Source organism: Variovorax saccharolyticus (assembly GCF_030316765.1).
In the GTDB taxonomy this organism is placed as follows: Bacteria; Pseudomonadota; Gammaproteobacteria; order Burkholderiales; family Burkholderiaceae_C; genus Variovorax; species Variovorax saccharolyticus.
The window spans coordinates 299,787-314,996 of record NZ_JASZYT010000006.1 but is presented as its reverse complement, the minus strand read 5'-3'; the positions used below and the strand labels follow the sequence as shown (position 1 = coordinate 314,996).

Annotated in this window: 15 protein-coding genes; 9 read left to right on the top strand and 6 right to left on the bottom strand. The window is 67.8% G+C overall.

Annotation, left to right across the window (positions count from 1 at the left end; translation table 11 throughout):
* Window positions 1–29 precede the first annotated feature (29 nt).
* The 3 genes from secD to QTI45_RS19995 all read left to right on the top strand — a co-directional run bounded on the left by secD (window position 30) and on the right by QTI45_RS19995 (window position 5,371).
* The gene (secD, locus tag QTI45_RS20005; RefSeq protein WP_286655623.1) at window positions 30–1,907 is read left to right on the top strand and encodes a protein translocase subunit SecD; all 1,878 of its coding nucleotides are present in this window, start codon (window positions 30–32) and stop codon (window positions 1,905–1,907) included.
* Between the two features lie 12 nt (window positions 1,908–1,919).
* On the top strand, window positions 1,920–2,873 hold the full coding sequence (gene secF, locus QTI45_RS20000; protein ID WP_286371739.1) for a protein translocase subunit SecF: 954 nt from the start codon (window positions 1,920–1,922) through the stop codon (window positions 2,871–2,873).
* A 101-nt stretch (window positions 2,874–2,974) separates the two neighbouring features.
* The gene (locus QTI45_RS19995; protein ID WP_286655622.1) at window positions 2,975–5,371 is read left to right on the top strand and encodes a DUF1631 family protein; all 2,397 of its coding nucleotides are present in this window, start codon (window positions 2,975–2,977) and stop codon (window positions 5,369–5,371) included.
* Window positions 5,372–5,642: 271 nt separating this feature from the next.
* Here the strand turns inward: QTI45_RS19995 and QTI45_RS19990 are convergent, their stop codons facing one another.
* The gene (locus QTI45_RS19990; protein WP_286371737.1) at window positions 5,643–6,158 is read right to left on the bottom strand and encodes a Smg family protein; all 516 of its coding nucleotides are present in this window, start codon (window positions 6,156–6,158) and stop codon (window positions 5,643–5,645) included.
* Between the two features lie 404 nt (window positions 6,159–6,562).
* On the opposite strand from QTI45_RS19990, the gene QTI45_RS19985 reads away from it, so the two are divergent.
* Complete coding sequence (locus QTI45_RS19985) at window positions 6,563–7,246, top strand: outer membrane protein (RefSeq protein WP_286371736.1); 684 nt, start codon at window positions 6,563–6,565, stop codon at window positions 7,244–7,246.
* A 26-nt stretch (window positions 7,247–7,272) separates the two neighbouring features.
* On the opposite strand, the gene dprA is transcribed toward QTI45_RS19985, so the two are convergent.
* Entirely contained in the window at window positions 7,273–8,433 is a 1,161-nt protein-coding gene (gene dprA, locus QTI45_RS19980; RefSeq protein ID WP_286655621.1) for a DNA-processing protein DprA, read from the bottom strand.
* Window positions 8,434–8,451: 18 nt separating this feature from the next.
* Window positions 8,452–9,672 (bottom strand): LysM peptidoglycan-binding domain-containing protein, encoded by a 1,221-nt coding sequence (locus QTI45_RS19975; RefSeq protein ID WP_286655620.1) that lies wholly within the window; start codon window positions 9,670–9,672, stop codon window positions 8,452–8,454.
* 159 nt (window positions 9,673–9,831) lie between these two features.
* On the opposite strand from QTI45_RS19975, the gene def reads away from it, so the two are divergent.
* The 5 genes from def (at window position 9,832) to QTI45_RS19950 (ending at window position 12,998) form a co-directional block, all read left to right on the top strand.
* On the top strand, window positions 9,832–10,365 hold the full coding sequence (gene def / locus QTI45_RS19970; protein WP_286655619.1) for a peptide deformylase: 534 nt from the start codon (window positions 9,832–9,834) through the stop codon (window positions 10,363–10,365).
* 2 nt (window positions 10,366–10,367) lie between these two features.
* Window positions 10,368–10,856 carry a hypothetical protein gene (locus QTI45_RS19965; RefSeq protein WP_286655618.1) on the top strand — a complete coding sequence of 163 codons (489 nt, stop codon included), beginning with the start codon at window positions 10,368–10,370 and terminating at the stop codon, window positions 10,854–10,856.
* Window positions 10,857–10,863: 7 nt separating this feature from the next.
* The gene (gene fmt / locus QTI45_RS19960; RefSeq protein WP_286655617.1) at window positions 10,864–11,814 is read left to right on the top strand and encodes a methionyl-tRNA formyltransferase; all 951 of its coding nucleotides are present in this window, start codon (window positions 10,864–10,866) and stop codon (window positions 11,812–11,814) included.
* A 13-nt stretch (window positions 11,815–11,827) separates the two neighbouring features.
* Window positions 11,828–12,568, top strand: a complete 741-nt coding sequence (locus tag QTI45_RS19955) for an AzlC family ABC transporter permease (protein WP_286371730.1) — start codon at window positions 11,828–11,830, stop codon at window positions 12,566–12,568.
* An 82-nt stretch (window positions 12,569–12,650) separates the two neighbouring features.
* Window positions 12,651–12,998: an AzlD domain-containing protein gene (locus tag QTI45_RS19950; protein ID WP_444813295.1), complete on the top strand. Its 348-nt coding sequence runs from the start codon at window positions 12,651–12,653 to the stop codon at window positions 12,996–12,998.
* A 20-nt stretch (window positions 12,999–13,018) separates the two neighbouring features.
* On the opposite strand, the gene QTI45_RS19945 is transcribed toward QTI45_RS19950, so the two are convergent.
* Genes QTI45_RS19945 through QTI45_RS19935 form a run of 3 tightly spaced genes read right to left on the bottom strand, consistent with a single transcriptional unit; the run spans window position 13,019 to window position 15,204 of the window.
* Window positions 13,019–13,990 (bottom strand): Bug family tripartite tricarboxylate transporter substrate binding protein, encoded by a 972-nt coding sequence (locus QTI45_RS19945; protein WP_286371729.1) that lies wholly within the window; start codon window positions 13,988–13,990, stop codon window positions 13,019–13,021.
* A gap of 39 nt (window positions 13,991–14,029) precedes the next feature.
* A complete protein-coding gene (locus QTI45_RS19940; RefSeq protein WP_286655616.1) occupies window positions 14,030–14,989 on the bottom strand; it encodes an MBL fold metallo-hydrolase in 960 nt (319 codons plus the stop codon).
* A complete protein-coding gene (locus QTI45_RS19935; protein ID WP_286655615.1) occupies window positions 14,986–15,204 on the bottom strand; it encodes a DUF2783 domain-containing protein in 219 nt (72 codons plus the stop codon). Before QTI45_RS19935 ends, QTI45_RS19940 begins: the two co-directional genes overlap by 4 nt.
* Window positions 15,205–15,210 lie beyond the last annotated feature (6 nt).

The following is a 15,210-nucleotide window of genomic DNA, read 5'->3' as shown; positions in this document are numbered from 1 at the left end:
GACGCCGCGCGCCCCTGAAGGTTGAATCGATGAACCGTTACCCGGTCTGGAAGTACGCGATCATCGTGATCGTGCTGCTCGTGGGGCTGATCTACGCCCTGCCCAATTTCTTCGGCGAGGCGCCTGCGGTGCAGGTGTCGTCTGCCAAGTCGACCGTCAAGGTCGACGCCGGCACGCAGGTCCGCGTGGGCGAGGCGCTCAAGGCCGCCGGGCTGACGCCCGACCTGCTGACGCTCGACGCCACCTCGGTGCGCGCCCGGTTCGCCACCACCGACGACCAGCTCAAGGCGCGCGACGTATTGCAGCGCGCGCTGGTGCCCGATCCGAGCGACCCGCCCTACACGGTGGCGCTGAACCTGGTTTCGCGTTCGCCGAGCTGGCTCACCGCGCTGCACGCCTTCCCGATGTACCTGGGCCTCGACCTGCGCGGCGGCGTCGACTTCCTGCTGCAGGTCGACATGAAGGGCGCCATCGACAAGCGCGCCGAATCCTTTGCCAGCGACCTGCGCACCGGCCTGCGCGACAAGAGCGTGCGCGGCAGCGCGGTCAGCCGCAACGGCCAGACCATCGAGATGCGCTTCCGCGATGCCGCCGGCCTGGAAGCCGCCAAGCGGCTGCTGCAGGACCAGTTCCCCGACCTGACGGGCGTCGAAAGCCAGGAAGGCACCGACTTCAAGCTGGTCGCCTCGATCAAGCCCGAAGCCGTGCGCCGGCTGCAGGACGCGGCCCTGAAGCAGAACATCACGACCCTGCACAACCGGATCAACGAACTCGGCGTGGCCGAGCCCGTGATCCAGCAGCAGGGCCTGGACCGCATCGTGGTCCAGCTGCCCGGCGTGCAGGACACGGCCAAGGCCAAGGACATCCTGGGCCGCACCGCCACCCTTGAGATGCGCCTGGTCGACGAGAGCGCCGAGGGCCGCGCGGCCGAGATGGGCACCGGTCCGGTGCCCTTCGGCTCGGAGAAGTTCCTCGACCGCCAGGGCCGCCCGGTGATCGTCAAGAAGCAGGTGCTGGTCACCGGCGAGAACCTCACCGACGCCCAGCCCGGCTTCGACTCCCAGACCCAGCAGCCCAAGGTCGACCTGACCATGGACGCCAAGGGCGGGCGCATCATGCGCGACGTCAGCCGCGAGAACTTCAGGAAGCGCATGGCGATGCTGATCTTCGAGAAGGGCAAGGGCGAGGTGCTGACCGCGCCTTCGATCAACGGCGAACTCGGCAACCGCTTCCAGATCTCGGGCTCGATGAGCGTGGTCGAGGCCGCCGACCTGGCCCTGCTGCTGCGCGCCGGCTCGCTGGCGGCGCCGATGGAGATCATCCAGGAACGCACCATCGGTCCGAGCCTGGGTGCCGACAACATCAAGAAGGGCTTCGACAGCGTGATGTACGGCTTCGCCGCGATCATGGTGTTCATGTGCCTGTACTACGCGCTGTTCGGCGTCTTCTCGTCGATCGCGCTGGCGGTCAACCTGCTGCTGCTGGTGGCGATCCTCTCGATGCTGCAGGCCACGCTGACCCTGCCCGGCATCGCCGCCATGGCGCTGGCCATCGGCGTGGCGATCGACTCCAACGTGCTGATCAACGAGCGCATCCGCGAGGAACTGCGTGCCGGCGCCTCGCCGCAGGCGGCGATCCACGCCGGCTACGAGCGCGCCTGGGGCACCATCCTCGACTCCAACGTCACCACGCTGATCGCGGGCGTCGCGCTGCTGGCCTTCGGCTCCGGGCCGATCCGCGGCTTCGCGGTGGTGCACTGCATCGGCATCGTGACCTCGATGTTCTCGGCCGTGTTCTTCTCGCGCGGGCTGGTCAATCTCTGGTACGGCAGCAAGAAGAAGCTCAAGACGGTGTCGATCGGCACCGTCTGGAGGCCTGACACCACGGCCGTGGCCGAGACGAAATAAGGGGCACGCGCCATGGAATTCTTCCGGATCCACAAGACGATCCCGTTCATGCGCCACGCGCTGGTGCTGAACGCGGTGTCCTTCATCACCTTCGCACTGGCGGTCTTCTTCCTGTTCCATCGCGGACTGCACCTGTCGGTGGAGTTCACCGGCGGCACGGTGATGGAAGTCGCCTACCAGCAGTCGGTTGACGTCGGCAAGGTGCGCGAGACCATCGCCAAGCTGGGCTACCAGGACGTGCAGGTGCAGAACTTCGGCACCTCGCGCGACGTTCAGATCCGCCTGCCGGTGCAAAAGGGCCAGACCTCGGCCCAGCAAAGCCAGCAGGTCATGACCGCGCTGCAGGCGGTCGACCCGACCGCGGTTCTCCGCGGCAACGAGTTCGTCGGCCCGCAGGTCGGCGAGGAACTGACGACCAACGGCCTCAAGGCGCTCGGCATGGTGGTGGTCGGCATCATGATCTACCTGGCCTTCCGCTTCGAGTGGAAGTTCGCGCTGGCCACCGTGCTGGCCAACCTGCACGACGTGGTCATCATCCTGGGCTTCTTCGCCTTCTTCCAGTGGGAGTTCTCGCTGGCGGTGCTGGCGGCGGTGCTGGCGGTGCTGGGCTATTCGGTCAACGAGTCGGTGGTGATCTTCGACCGCGTGCGCGAGAACTTCCGCCGCTACCGCAAGCTGAGCACCCCCGAGGTGATCGACAGCGCGATCACCTCGACCATCAGCCGGACCATCATCACCCACGGCTCGACCCAGCTGGTGGTGCTCTCGATGTTCTTCTTCGGCGGTCCGACCCTGCACTATTTCGCGCTGGCCCTGACCATCGGGATCTGCTTCGGCATCTATTCGTCGGCCTTCGTGGCGGCGTCGATCGCGATGTGGCTGGGCGTCAAGCGCGAGGACCTGGTCAAGGGACCGGTCAAGCGGGACGGCGATCCGAACGATCCGAACGCGGGCGCGACCGTCTGATCTTGGGGTAGCCGAGCATGGCGGGCCCTTGTGCGGTTACGCTTCCCGATGCAAGCTTCCGCCTGTCGTCGAAAACGAAACAATTGCCGTCCTGACCATCCATGACCCCGCGGTCCCACGCAGCCTCTCTTCAACTCTCCCGCGAGACGCGCGAGCGCTTCGTCGCCGCCACCGAACCGCTGATCGCACCGGTCGGCCACGCGATCCGCGAACGCCTGACGGCACTGGCCTCGCAGACCGGCAATGCGCGCGAAATGCAGGAGAACCGCGACGGTTTCCTGGCTTTCCAGGCCCAGGGCGCCAACTGGGTGACGCTGTCGCAGCAGGCCTGGCGCAAGGCGCTGGCCGCCAGCACGGCCGAGGGGCCGGCCTCCAATTCGCTCTCGCGCCTCGAACTGATCGGCGACGAGGTGGTCGAGACCAGCATCCTCTCGTCGCGGCTGGCGCAGGCCATCCAGGACAAGGCCAGCTTCGAGCTCAATGACCTGCGGCTGCGCATCCAGCACCTCGAGGGCACCCAGGAGCTGGGCGCCAAGGACATCCTCAAGCCCGAGGCGCTGGCCAAGGTCCTGGTCGACCAGTGGCTCGCCACCGGTCTGAGCCGCGGCCTCTGGACCAAGGTCCAGGACCAGGTCCAGCATCACATGGTCGAGCCGGTGGCCAAGGCCTACAAGGACGCCAACGCCTTCCTGGTCGGCAAGGAAGTGATGCCCGAGATCGACCTCAAGAGCTTCGTCCGGCGCACCGGTGGCGCGGTCGCTTCCGGCAGTGCGGCCCTGGGCGGCAGCTTCGCGGGCGGCAGTGCTTCCATGGGTTTCTCCGGCCAGCCCCAGATGGCGCCGGGCGGCTACGGTGCGCCCGCCGGGGGCTTCGCTCCGGCCGCCATCGGCGTCGGCCGCGGCACGGCCGGTCCCGGCCAGGCGGGCGGCGACACCATGGTCGCCACCGGCGGCTCGCCGCTGCTGCTGGCACGCCAGCGGGCCCAGGGCGTGCTGCTCAATCTCAAGCGCTTCGTGACTGCGCGCATCGGCGGCGACTTCACCCAGCCGCGCGCACCGGGCGGCAGCCAGATGGCGGGCGGGGTCGGAGTCGGCGCCATGGGCGCTGGCGGTGCTTCGCCGGCCTTCGTCGCGGCAATCGCCGACGCCGAGGCGGCCTACCAGGTCGCGGCTTCGCAGTACGTCGTGGGCGAAGAGGCCACGGCCATCCATCAGGCCTCGGCCGAACTTCGCCGGCGCACCAGCGAACTCAAGAAGAAGGCGCCCACCACCGCCGACAAGGCCACGGTCGAGATCGTGGCGCTGATGTTCCAGGCCATCCTGGCCGAGGAGCGGATCCCGTTCTCGGCCCGCGTCTGGTTCGCGCGGCTGCAGATGCCGGTGCTGCGCGTCGCCATCGCCGAGCCCGAGTTCTTCGGCACCTTGCAGCACCCGGCGCGCATGCTGATCGACCGCATGGGGTCCTGCGTGATGGGATTCGATGCCGCCGCCATCTCGGGCAGCGCCCTCGAGGGCGAGATCCGCCGCGTGGTCCAGGTGATCGAGCAATACCCGGAAACCGGCCAGCGCGTGTTCAAGCTGGTGTTCGACGAATTCGTCGCCTTCCTCAACAAGTACCTGACGCAGAGCGACACCACCCAGCGGGTGATGAGCGTGGCGCAGCAGGTCGAGCAGAAGGAGACGATGGCGATCCAGTACACCATCGAGTTGCGCAAGATGCTCAACGACATGCCGGTGCGCGAGGAGATCCGGGAGTTCCTGTTCAAGGTCTGGGCTGAGGTGCTTGCCATCGCCGCGCTGCGCTATGGCGCCCAGGACGAACAGACCGTGACCCTGAAGCGGGTCGCCTCCGACCTGGTGTGGGCTGCCAGCGCCAAGCCGAACCGCAACGACCGCACCCGTGTCATCCAGGATCTGCCCAAGCTGCTGCAGCGGCTGCGCCAGGGCATGACGCTGCTGGGCATCGTGGGCGAACCGCAGGAAGCGCACATCAAGACTATCGGCGTGACCCTGTCCGATGCCTTCCTGTCGAAGACCGAGGCGATCCCGCCGGCCAAGATCGAGGCCATGGCCAAGCGCCTGGCCAACCTCGAGGATTTCGTCTCCGACGAGGGAACGACCGACCTGCCGCTGGACGCCGCGAGCATCGAACTGCTGCTCGGCGTCGATGCCGCCTCGATCGAGGTGGTGCCCGACACCGGCACCAAGGTCAGCGAGGACATGCTGGCCTGGGCCCACGAACTCCAGGTCGGCACCTGGTTCATGCTCGACCACAACGACCGTGTCAGCCAGGTCCAGTTCGTCTGGCGCAGCGACCGCAAGCAGCTGCACCTGTTCGCATCGAGCGACGGCCGCAGCTTCCTGATCCAGGTCGGGCGCCTGGCGTCCTACCTGCAGGCCGGACTGCTGGTGCCGGCCGAAGAAGAAACCCTGACCGTGCGCGCCACGCGCGAGGCGCTGGCCAAGCTGGACGCCAACCCCGAGCGCCTGTTGAATTAGCTCGCCCCCAGGTTGTCCGGCACTTCGTGTCCGGACGCCCACCCCCTACCGGGGGCAACACCAGCGGCCCGGCAAAGCCGGTTCCGCGGTGTTTCACCAACGGGCCTGGCTGCGCCGGCCGGTGAATACTGGCGCGATGGTTTGTGCTCCGGCGGCGCGCAGCGCCCGCCCGTTGGTGGGCAGTCGCGGAACCGGCTTTGCCGGGCCGCTGACTGCGCCCCCGGTAGGGGGTGGGAGGGCTACACGAAGTGAGCCCGACCTGGGGGCGAGCCTAGTGCGCGACGCGAAGCGTCGCATCGTCGCAGAGCTCGTCGAGCACCAGGGCGTCGGGTTCGACGCCGGTGCTCCAGTGCACCATCAGCACGATGATCTTGAGTTCGTCGAGCGCCAGCGGCTCCCCCGGCGTGGCCATGGCGCGTTCGACCACGATTTCGCGCATGCCTGCCGGCAGCACGCCCGCGGACTCGAGGAAACTGATGAAGCCCAGGCATTCGGCGCCGATGTGTTCCTGCTCAGCGGTCGAATAGACGCGCATCGCATCGGCCGATTGCGCTATCGCGGTCTCGGCGGCGACGCCCGGCAGCACCGTGGCGCTGATGCCGTCGGCGTGGCGGCTGAGCTGGACGCCCCGTGTCGCCAGGCTCAGGCCGTCGAGCCAGTGAAGCGCCTCGCGGATCTCGTCGGCATCGAAGCCTTGCGCGCTGAGCTTGCGCCCCAGCTGCTCGGGTTCGGGGCAAGCGTCGCCGCGCCAGTAGTTTTCGTAGACATACACGAGCACTTCGAACATGGGTTCAATATAGCCCAGCGGGACGCGTCGCCCGCAGAACGTTGCGCCGACGCGACGTTGACCGGTCCGGCGTCCGGCTGCCCCCTCGGGGGCTGCGACGCACACGCGGAGGGAGCGCGAGGGGGCCGCGCCGGGTGATGCCCCAGGAAATGGTGCAAGACTTCCTTCGCTTGCTGCTCGGTATTCGGATGAAACAGCCAATTCTGTCGGGATCAATTCCTGCGGACGTTCCGTAGTAATACGGACTCTTCGCGTATTCGCACGAATATCGGTGCAGCGCCTTCTTCGAAATAATTCTGATCGGCCTTGACGTCTTGCATTCAAAAGACGATGCGTCGGCAAGGTCATGGCCATGATGGCATGTTCAATCGGAAAACAGGGAAGGTATCTCCGTGAAGGTGAAAATGACGCTGTCCGCAATCAGCGCAATGTGTGGAATTCTGGCGGCTCCGGTTGCCATCGCAACGCCAAACGAGGAGTTGGGTTTGTATGGCTCCATCAAGGCCGCTCAAACTTCCCAGCGCGTCAGCGACATGGAAGATTCGTTGCGTCCGGCAGGCGCGGTGCTGCCGCAGGAGACGAAGCAAGAATTTGTCAATGGCTCCTTCGGGCTGGGTTACCAGTTTGGCGCTGGCTGGCGTGCCGAGGTGGAATACACCTTGCCCCAGAAACAGGAGTACACCAGCGACGTCGCAGGGCGATTTCGTGGCAGCCTTAATCACCATGAAGTGGATGCCCAGCGCATGATGGCCAATGCCTATTACGACTTGCCCGTCAAGGAGAATATCGCCGTGTTTGCTTCTGCCGGTCTTGGCTGGGCCAAAGTCAAGTCTTCCGGTTGGCAGGGCAATGTCGCCCGTCAATTCGAAAGCAAAACCGTCAACAACCTGGCCTACTCGGTAGGCGCAGGGGTGACGTATTCCCCGGTGAAAAAAATCTCGCTCGACCTGGGTTACCGCTATGTCGATATGGGCCGCATTGAAAGCGGCTTGAACAATTTTGCCAATGCCCGTGGCTTGCGCGATGAAAACATGAAGGCCAAACTGGTCAGCCACGAGATTTATGTTGGCGCTCGTTATCGCTTTTGATTCTTTCTCGCCGCGCGTGGCGCCATTCAACCAACCGCGATGCGCTGAAACAATCCGCCCGGCAGCCGCGCGATATGGCCGGAAAGCTCGAGTTCGAGCAGACGGACTTGCAGCGTGGCCGGGGAGAAACCGGTGCGGGCGCACAAGGCGTCGAGGCTGACCGGGTCGAAGCCTACAGCGCGCAGCAGCGCCGGTTCGGCCGAGTCGGCGTCGGCATCGGCACCGGAATCGGCGGGGCTGGCGGAGACGGAGGGGCGGGGTCGCGCAGGCTCATCCCCCAGCCGCAGCTCCTCCAGCACGTCGCCGACGGATTCGACCAGCTTGGCGCCCTGCCGGATCAGTTCGTGGCAGCCGCGCGATTGCGGCGAGTGGATCGAGCCCGGAATCGCGAACACCTCCCGCCCCTGCTCGGCCGCGAGCCGGGCCGTGATCAGCGAGCCGGATCGCAGTGCGGCCTCGATCACCAGGGTGCCGCGCGCGAGCCCGGCAATGATCCGATTGCGCTTCGGGAAGTTCTGGTTCAGCGGCGGCGTGCCCAGCGGGTACTCGCTCACGATCAGGCCACGCCCGGCGATCCGGTGCGCGAGCTCGCGATGGCGGGCCGGGTAGACGCGGTCGAGCCCGGTGCCGACCACCGCCACCGTGGCCAGCCGGCCGGGTCCGCCGGCTTCGAGCGCGCCTTCGTGCGCGGCCCCGTCGATGCCGAGCGCCAGCCCCGAGACCACGGGAATCCCGGCTTCGCCGAACGCGCGTCCGAAGGCCCTTGCATTCTGGGTCCCTTGCGCCGTCGGATTCCGGCTGCCGACGATCGCGATGCTGCGATCCAGCTGCGCGAGCTCGAAGCCGGGCGCACCGAGCAGATAGAGCAGCAGCGGCGGATCGGCCGTTTCCAGCAGCGAGGCCGGGTAGCCCGGGTCGCCGAGGGTCAGGAGGCGGCGGGCGGCACCTTGGTCGTCACTGCCCTGAAGCCAGTCAAAGGTGCGCTCGAGCAGCGGGGCCAGCGTGGCCGGCACGCGCTGCAGCGCCAGGGCCTGCGCGCTGCCGACGACCTGCAGCAGGGCCTCGTGCGATTGCGTGAAGATCGCGGCCGGCAGTCCGAAGGCCGCGAGCAGCGTGCGGGCGGTGGCGTTCCCGATGCCTGGCGTCAGCGAGAGGCGGAGCCAGCTCGCGAGTTCCTCACGTTCCACGCCAAGATGACGCTCGCGTCAGGGGTTGACCAGCAGGTCGCCGATCCGCGGGGTGTCGTTGATCTCGAGCACCAGCGCGTAGGACGCCTTGTCGAAGGGGCGGAACACCATCAGCAGGCCGATGCGTTCGTTCGGCAGCTTGAGCACTCCCTTGCCGGTGTTGTTGGGCGCCCCGGCGCGATCGACGATGGTGTCGCCGTTCTTCAGGATGGCCAGCACGTGGCCGGCCTCGATGCCGTCGCGGGTGCCCTTGTTGATCACCACCACCTGGTTCTGGGCCGCGAACTGCACCGCGTTGCCGTAGACCGAGACGATGCGTCCGTTGATGACCTGTTCGGGCGCGCGCGGCGCGTAGCTCAGCAGTTGGCGCTGGGGCTCGGGCAGCAGGCGGTCGCCGGCCCGCATCTCCTCGCGCGCCGACACGATGTCGATGGTGGCAGGCACCACGTTCGCGACTTCCTTGCCGTCGACCAGCTGGCTCTCGATGCTCTGGCTGCGCTTGAGCTGGGCCTTGCCGAGGTAGGCGGCCTCGAAGCCGAGCAGCTCGCCGGTGGCGGGGTCCTGCAGCGGCGTCGCGTTGCGGAAGATGCGGAAGGTCTTGATCGGGCCGGCGGTCTCGATCAGCGGCGAGTTGGCGTCGCCCAGTGCATAGGCACGGTCGCCGCGGGCCAGCAGCACGCGGCTGTCGTTGCCGGCCACGATATGGGGCGCGGTCTGGAGCGTGTTCTCGTCGACGATGATCGGCTCGCTCAGGAAGGGCTCGATCAGGCTCGGATTGAGGGTCGGCAACGCCATCCCTGCCATCGACTCGTAGCGGGTGCGCGGCGACAGCTTGATCGTGCCGTCGGAGGCACCGCCGCGGCGGGCGCTGAGGCGGGCCCGGCCGCCGCTCTTTTCCAGATAGAGAACCTGGCCCGGATAGATCCGGTGCGGGTTCGAGATCTCGCTGATGTTCATGCCCCAGAGTTCGGGCCAGCGCCACGGGCTGCGCAGGAACAGGCGCGAGATCGCCCACAGCGTGTCGCCGGGCTTGACCGTGTACTCGTCGGGCGCGTTGGGGGCCAGTTCGCTGATCGGAATGCCGGTCTGGGCGGTCGCCTGGGCCGTGGCGCGCTGCTGTGGCGTGATCGGATAGTTCTGCGCAAAACTGGCGGTGGCACCGGTAACCCCCAGGGCCACGGTCGCCAGGGTGGCCAGGAGGCTGGGTCGCAGGCTTTCGCTGATTCGGAGTTTGGTCATGTTTATGGTGTGCACACACTACGCCACGCAGGATGTACGAATCCTCACAATTTGCTACGAATTTTGCGCTGAAGCCCTTGATAGGGCAACGTATTCGGGGAGTTGGCCGGCGCAGCGTCGCGGAAATGGCGAAAATAGCGACAACTTTTCCTCGCTTTCATGGCTAAAAGAACCATTTTGAGTTACCCGGACCCGCGGCTGCATACCGTGGCCAAGCCGGTACAGGGCGTCGATGCGCGCATCAAGACGCTGGTCGCGGACATGCTCGAGACCATGTACGACGCCAACGGCATCGGCCTGGCGGCGACCCAGATCGACGTCCACGAGCGGCTGGTCGTGATCGACATCTCCGAAGAGCGCGACAAGCCGCTGGTGCTGATCAACCCCGAGATCGTCTGGGCCAGCGACGACAAGGTGCTCAACGAAGAGGGTTGCCTCTCGGTGCCGGGCATCTACGACGGCGTCGAGCGCTCGACCTCCGTGCGTGTGACCGCGCTCGATGCCGAAGGCGAACCGCAGGCGATCGAGGCCGAGGGCCTGCTCGCGGTCTGCATCCAGCACGAGCTGGACCACCTGCTGGGCAAGGTGTTCGTCGAGTACCTGTCGCCGCTGAAGCGAAACCGCATCAAGAGCAAGCTGCTCAAGCAGCAGCGCGAAGATCAGAAGGCGGATCAGCGCGAAGGGCGGCGTTGAGCATGCGGCGCCTATGGCCCGTGGCGATGGCGCTGGTGCTCGCGCTGTCCGGCTGCGCACTGGACCCCACTCGCTTGCCGCTCGGGAGCACCCGGGCTGAAACGCTGCAGAAGCTCGGCAACCCGACGGCCACCTATGCGATGCCCGGCGGCGGCGAGCGGCTCCAGTATTCGCGCGCGCCGGCGGGGGTCACGGTCAACAACGTCGACCTCGACGCCAGCGGCCGGGTGGTCTCGATCCGCCAGGAGCTCGAGGACGGCATGTTCGACATCACGGTCAAGCCCGGCGTCTGGCGCGTCGACGACGTGCTGCGCAGCTACGGCCGGCCGTTCGAGGTTTCGCAGGTGCTGGCGTTCAACGGCGACATCTGGACCTGGCACTACCAGTCGCTGAACAACCCGCGCCTGTTCCATATCTACATCGATCCGGACGGCGTGGTCGACCACTATCACACGGCCGACGACCAGCGGCGGCTGATGACCGACCAATGAGGACGCCATGAAGCTCGCCTTCGCGGGCACGCCCGAGTTCGCCCGCGTCGCCCTGGAGGCGATCGCGGCGGCCGGGTTCGAGGTCGTCCTCGTGCTGACCCAGCCGGACCGCCCGGCCGGCCGCGGCATGAAGCTGCAGGCCTCGCCGGTGAAGCAGTTCGCGGTCGCCCGCGGCTGGCCGGTGGCGCAGCCGCGCAGCCTGCGGCTGGACGGCAAGTACCCGGAGGATGCGGCCGCCGCGCGCGAGGCGATCGAGGCCGCCGGGGCGGATGTCATGGTGGTCGCGGCCTACGGGCTGATCCTGCCCCAGTGGGTGCTGGATGCACCCCGCCTCGGTTGCCTCAACATCCACGCCAGCCTGCTGCCGCGCTGGCGCGGCGCGGCGCCGATCCACCGGGCGATCGAGGCCGGCGACGCCCGGACCGGCGTCACGATCATGCAGATGGACGCCGGCCTCGATACCGGCGACATGCTGCTGCGCGAGGCGCTCGACATCGGCGACGACACGACCGCGCGGCTGCACGACCGGCTGGCCGAAATGGGCGGGCGGATGATCGTCGAGGCGCTGCGCCAGGCCGAAGCCGGCGCGCTGCGGCCCGAGCCCCAGCCGGCCGAAGGCGTGACCTACGCGCACAAGATCGAGAAGGCCGAGGCCCACATCGACTGGTCGCTCGATGCCGGCACGCTGGCGCGCCGGGTGCGCGCCTTCGACCCCTTTCCAGGCGCCAGCAGCGTGCTCGACGGCGAGACGATCAAGTTCTGGGCGGCCGAGGCCAGGTCCGGCGGGACGGGCGCGGCGCCAGGCACGGTGGTGGCGGTGACGCCTTCGGGCATCGAGGTGGCGGCGAAGGATTCGGTCCTGAGGGCCACCGAACTTCAGCGCGCCGGCGGCAAGCGCCTGGCGGTCGCCGATTTCCTGCGGGGCTTCGACGTCAAGACAGGTCAGGTGTTCGGCTGATGCACCGTTCCTGATGTTCCTGTCCTCTGCGATACGGCGCCAGCCGGAATTCCTCCAGGGCGTGCGCGACATGTCCTCGGTCGCGGTCGGCATCGGCGCCTGGGGCCTGATGACCGGCGTGGCGATGCTCAAGTCGGGCATGAGCGTGTTCGAGTCGGTCGCGATGACGCTGCTGGTGTATGCGGGCAGCTCTCAGCTGGCCGCCATTCCGCTCCTCATCGCGGGCGCGCCGGCGTGGGTGATCCTGGCCACGGGCTTCTGCGTCAACCTGCGCTTCGTGGTCTTCAGCCTGCACCTGCGGCCCTACCTGATGCACATGCCGCGCTGGCGGCGCATCACGCACGGCTATCTCACGGCCGACATGAGCTACGCGCTGTTCACGCGCAAGTACGCGCAGCCGCCTGCCACGCGGGCCGAAGAGCAGGCGCAGGAGGCCTATCTCACGGGCAACTACTGCGTGACCTGGTGCGCCTGGATGAGCATGAGCCTGCTCGGCATCGGCCTGGCCAACATGATCCCGCAGAGCTGGGGCCTGGGCTTCGCCGGCGTGTTGAGCCTGGTGGCGATCGTGTGCTCGATGGCGACCACCCGGCTGCGGCTGCTGGCGGTGCTGATCGCCTCGGCCACCGCGGTCGCGGCCTATGCGCTGCCGCTCAAGCTCAACATCGTGGTCGCCATCGGCGTCGCGGTGCTGGCCTGCTTCTGGCTCGAGAAGCAGTTCGGGCTGGACGTCGATGCGGAGGACGACAAGTGAGCGCCGCGCCGGGCCGCCCCAAGCAAGCTCGCGCCCCCTCGGGGGGCAGCGAGGACACGCAGTGCCGAGCGTGGGGGCAGAAGTGAGCGCCCTGTTCGGCGGCACGGATCTCTGGACGCTGGCCGTGATCCTCGGCCTGGCCGGCGTCACCCTGATCACGCGCTGCTTCTTCTTCATCCTCGACCGGCCCTGGGGCCTGCCGGAGTGGGCCCACCGGGCGCTGCACTATGCGCCGGCGGCGGCGCTGGCGGCGGTGATCGCGCCCGAGATCGTCATGACGCAGGGCCACCTGATCTCGACCCTGCACGACGCCCGGCTCTACGGGGCCGTCGCCGGCACCGCCTATTTCTTCTGGCGGCGCGGCGTGCTTGGAACGATGCTGGTGGGGATGGCGGTCTACCTGCCCCTGCATCTTGGCTTGGGCTGGTAGCGGTTCTGCCGCCGGCCCGGTCAGTCCAGCTGGACGCCCGCGGTCTTGATGATCCGGCCCCAGCGCTCGCTCTCGGCGCGCGACAGCTTGTAGAAGTCCTGCGGCGTGCCGGGCAGCGCCTCGAAGCCGAACTCCGAGAACAGCTTGACCACCTTCGGTGCCTGCATGGCCTTGTTGAGCTCGCTGTTGATGCGGCTGACCGCCTCCGGCGGCATGCCGGCCGGGCCGATGAGGCCGTGGAAGGCATAGGCGTTGACGTCCTTGAAGCCGAGTTCGGCGAAGGTCGGCACGTCGGGCAGCGCGCCGGCGCGCTGCGGCAGCGCGATCGCCAGCACGCGCACCTTGCCCGACTTGATGATCGGCAGGCCCGAAGCCAGGTCCAGCATCATGGTCGGCACCTGGCCGCCCATGACGTCGGTCATTGCCGGCGCGGCGCCCTTGTAGGGCACGTGCTGGACGTTGATGCCGGCCTTCTGCTTGAACAGCTCCATCGCCATGTGGTGCGGCGAGCCGTTGCCGGGCGAGGCGTAGCTGACCTTGTCGGGATGGGCCTTCACGTAGCTCACGAACTCGGCAACGGTCTTTGCAGGGAAGTCCGGATGGACCACCAGCGCGACCGGGAAGCGGCCGATGGCGCCGATGTAGGTGAAGTCGCTCGCCGGCTTGTAGGGCAGCTTGGCGAACATGTACTCGTTGAACAGCAGCGCCGCGTTCTCGGCCTGCATGATCGTGTAGCCGTCGGGCTTGGACTGCATCAGCACCGAGACGCCGATGTTGGTCGAGGCGCCAGGCCGGTTGTCGATGATCAGAGGCTGGCCCAGCGAGGGCTGCATCGCCTCGGCCAGCGCGCGCGCCAGGTTGTCGGTGCCGCCGCCGGCCACGTAGGGCACGATCCAGCGCACGGGCTGGCTGGGGTAGGCGGTCTGGGCCGGCGCATGGCTGCCGAGCGCGAGCGTGAGGCCCGCGGCCAGCAGTTGCAGAAATCGCTTCATCGTCTTTGTCTCCGGAGTTGAAAAGGGGAATCTCGTGAGTCAGCCGCGCAGGGTCTGCCACAGCTCGCGGTCGCGCTCTGCGGTCCAGACCACCGGGTGCTCGACGCCGCGCAGTTCGTCGTAGGCGCGCGAGACGTCGAAGGGCAGCACGTGCTGGAACACCGGCCAGTCGCCGAAGCGCGGCTTCATCGCCTGCTCGGCGCGCTCGAAGCAGCCGCGCAGGCCGTCGCCGGCGTCGATGCCGGCGCGCACGCTGGCCAGCAGCGTCGACAGGAAGGCCTTGGTGAGTTCGATCGCCTCGAGGCAAGCCGGCGTGCCGCGCACCACCGCGCCGCGGCCGGGCACCAGCACCTCGGGCTTCAGCGCCGCGACCGCATCGAGCGTGCCGGCCCAGTCCCGGATGTAGGCGTCGCCGGCATAGACGCCGCAGCGGTTTTCCACCACGTCGCCCGAGAACAGCACGCCGCAGTCGGGCAGCCAGGCGACCGTGTCGCCGCCCGAGTGGCCGCGGCCCAGGCACATCAGGCGCACTTCGCGCGGGCCCAGCCACAGGCTCATCTCGCGCTCGAAGCTCATCGTCGGCACCGTGAGCCCGGGGATCTCCTCGACGCCGGCGAACAGGCGCGGAAAGCGTCCGACCTCCGAATCGAAATCGGCCTGGCCGCGCTCGCGCACCCAGTCGAGCGTGCCCCGGCTGGCGACGATCGCCTGCACCTCGTCGAAGGCGCTGGCGCCCATCACGCGCACCGCGTGGTAGTGCGTGAGCACGATGAACCTGATCGGCTTGTCGGTGACCGTGCGGATGTCGGCCAGGAAATCGCGCGCCATGCGCGGTGTCGGGCGGGTGTCGATCAGCACCACGTGCTCGTCGCCGACGATGAAGCCGCAGTTCGGATCGAAGTCGCTGATGTAGCCGTAGACGTTGGGCGCGAGTTCGCGCAGCTGCGGCTTCTGCTCGCGGGTGTCGGAGGCGGAGGCGAAGGAGACGGGTGCGTTCATGCGTGGTCTTGGGTCGTGGGGAGGGAGGGCTCGCCGCTGTCGCGCGCGGCGGCGATGCAGTCCAGCAGGACTGCCTGGTCGCCGCACTGGTTGGCCAGCAGCAGCACCAGGCGGGCGTTGAAGTCGGCGCTCTGTGCTTCGGTCAGGCCTTCGTGGGCGCCGACCCAGGCCGCGTAGAAGCCGTCCGGATCGGGGATGTGGGGCTCGGTGATCATCGAGGT

Excerpts from the sequence above, each read along its gene's own strand:
- QTI45_RS19935 (WP_286655615.1), bottom strand. The coding sequence starts at position 15,204 with ATGATCACCGAGCCCCACATCCCCGATCCGGACGGCTTCTACGCGGCC.
- secD (WP_286655623.1), top strand. The coding sequence starts at position 30 with ATGAACCGTTACCCGGTCTGGAAGTACGCGATCATCGTGATCGTGCTG.
- fmt (WP_286655617.1), top strand. The coding sequence starts at position 10,864 with ATGAAGCTCGCCTTCGCGGGCACGCCCGAGTTCGCCCGCGTCGCCCTG.
- QTI45_RS19985 (WP_286371736.1), top strand. The coding sequence starts at position 6,563 with ATGACGCTGTCCGCAATCAGCGCAATGTGTGGAATTCTGGCGGCTCCG.
- QTI45_RS19940 (WP_286655616.1), bottom strand. The coding sequence starts at position 14,989 with ATGAACGCACCCGTCTCCTTCGCCTCCGCCTCCGACACCCGCGAGCAG.
- QTI45_RS19995 (WP_286655622.1), top strand. The coding sequence starts at position 2,975 with ATGACCCCGCGGTCCCACGCAGCCTCTCTTCAACTCTCCCGCGAGACG.
- QTI45_RS19965 (WP_286655618.1), top strand. The coding sequence starts at position 10,368 with ATGCGGCGCCTATGGCCCGTGGCGATGGCGCTGGTGCTCGCGCTGTCC.
- QTI45_RS19945 (WP_286371729.1), bottom strand. The coding sequence starts at position 13,990 with ATGAAGCGATTTCTGCAACTGCTGGCCGCGGGCCTCACGCTCGCGCTC.
- secF (WP_286371739.1), top strand. The coding sequence starts at position 1,920 with ATGGAATTCTTCCGGATCCACAAGACGATCCCGTTCATGCGCCACGCG.
- QTI45_RS19975 (WP_286655620.1), bottom strand. The coding sequence starts at position 9,672 with ATGACCAAACTCCGAATCAGCGAAAGCCTGCGACCCAGCCTCCTGGCC.
- QTI45_RS19990 (WP_286371737.1), bottom strand. The coding sequence starts at position 6,158 with ATGTTCGAAGTGCTCGTGTATGTCTACGAAAACTACTGGCGCGGCGAC.
- QTI45_RS19955 (WP_286371730.1), top strand. The coding sequence starts at position 11,828 with ATGTTCCTGTCCTCTGCGATACGGCGCCAGCCGGAATTCCTCCAGGGC.
- def (WP_286655619.1), top strand. The coding sequence starts at position 9,832 with ATGGCTAAAAGAACCATTTTGAGTTACCCGGACCCGCGGCTGCATACC.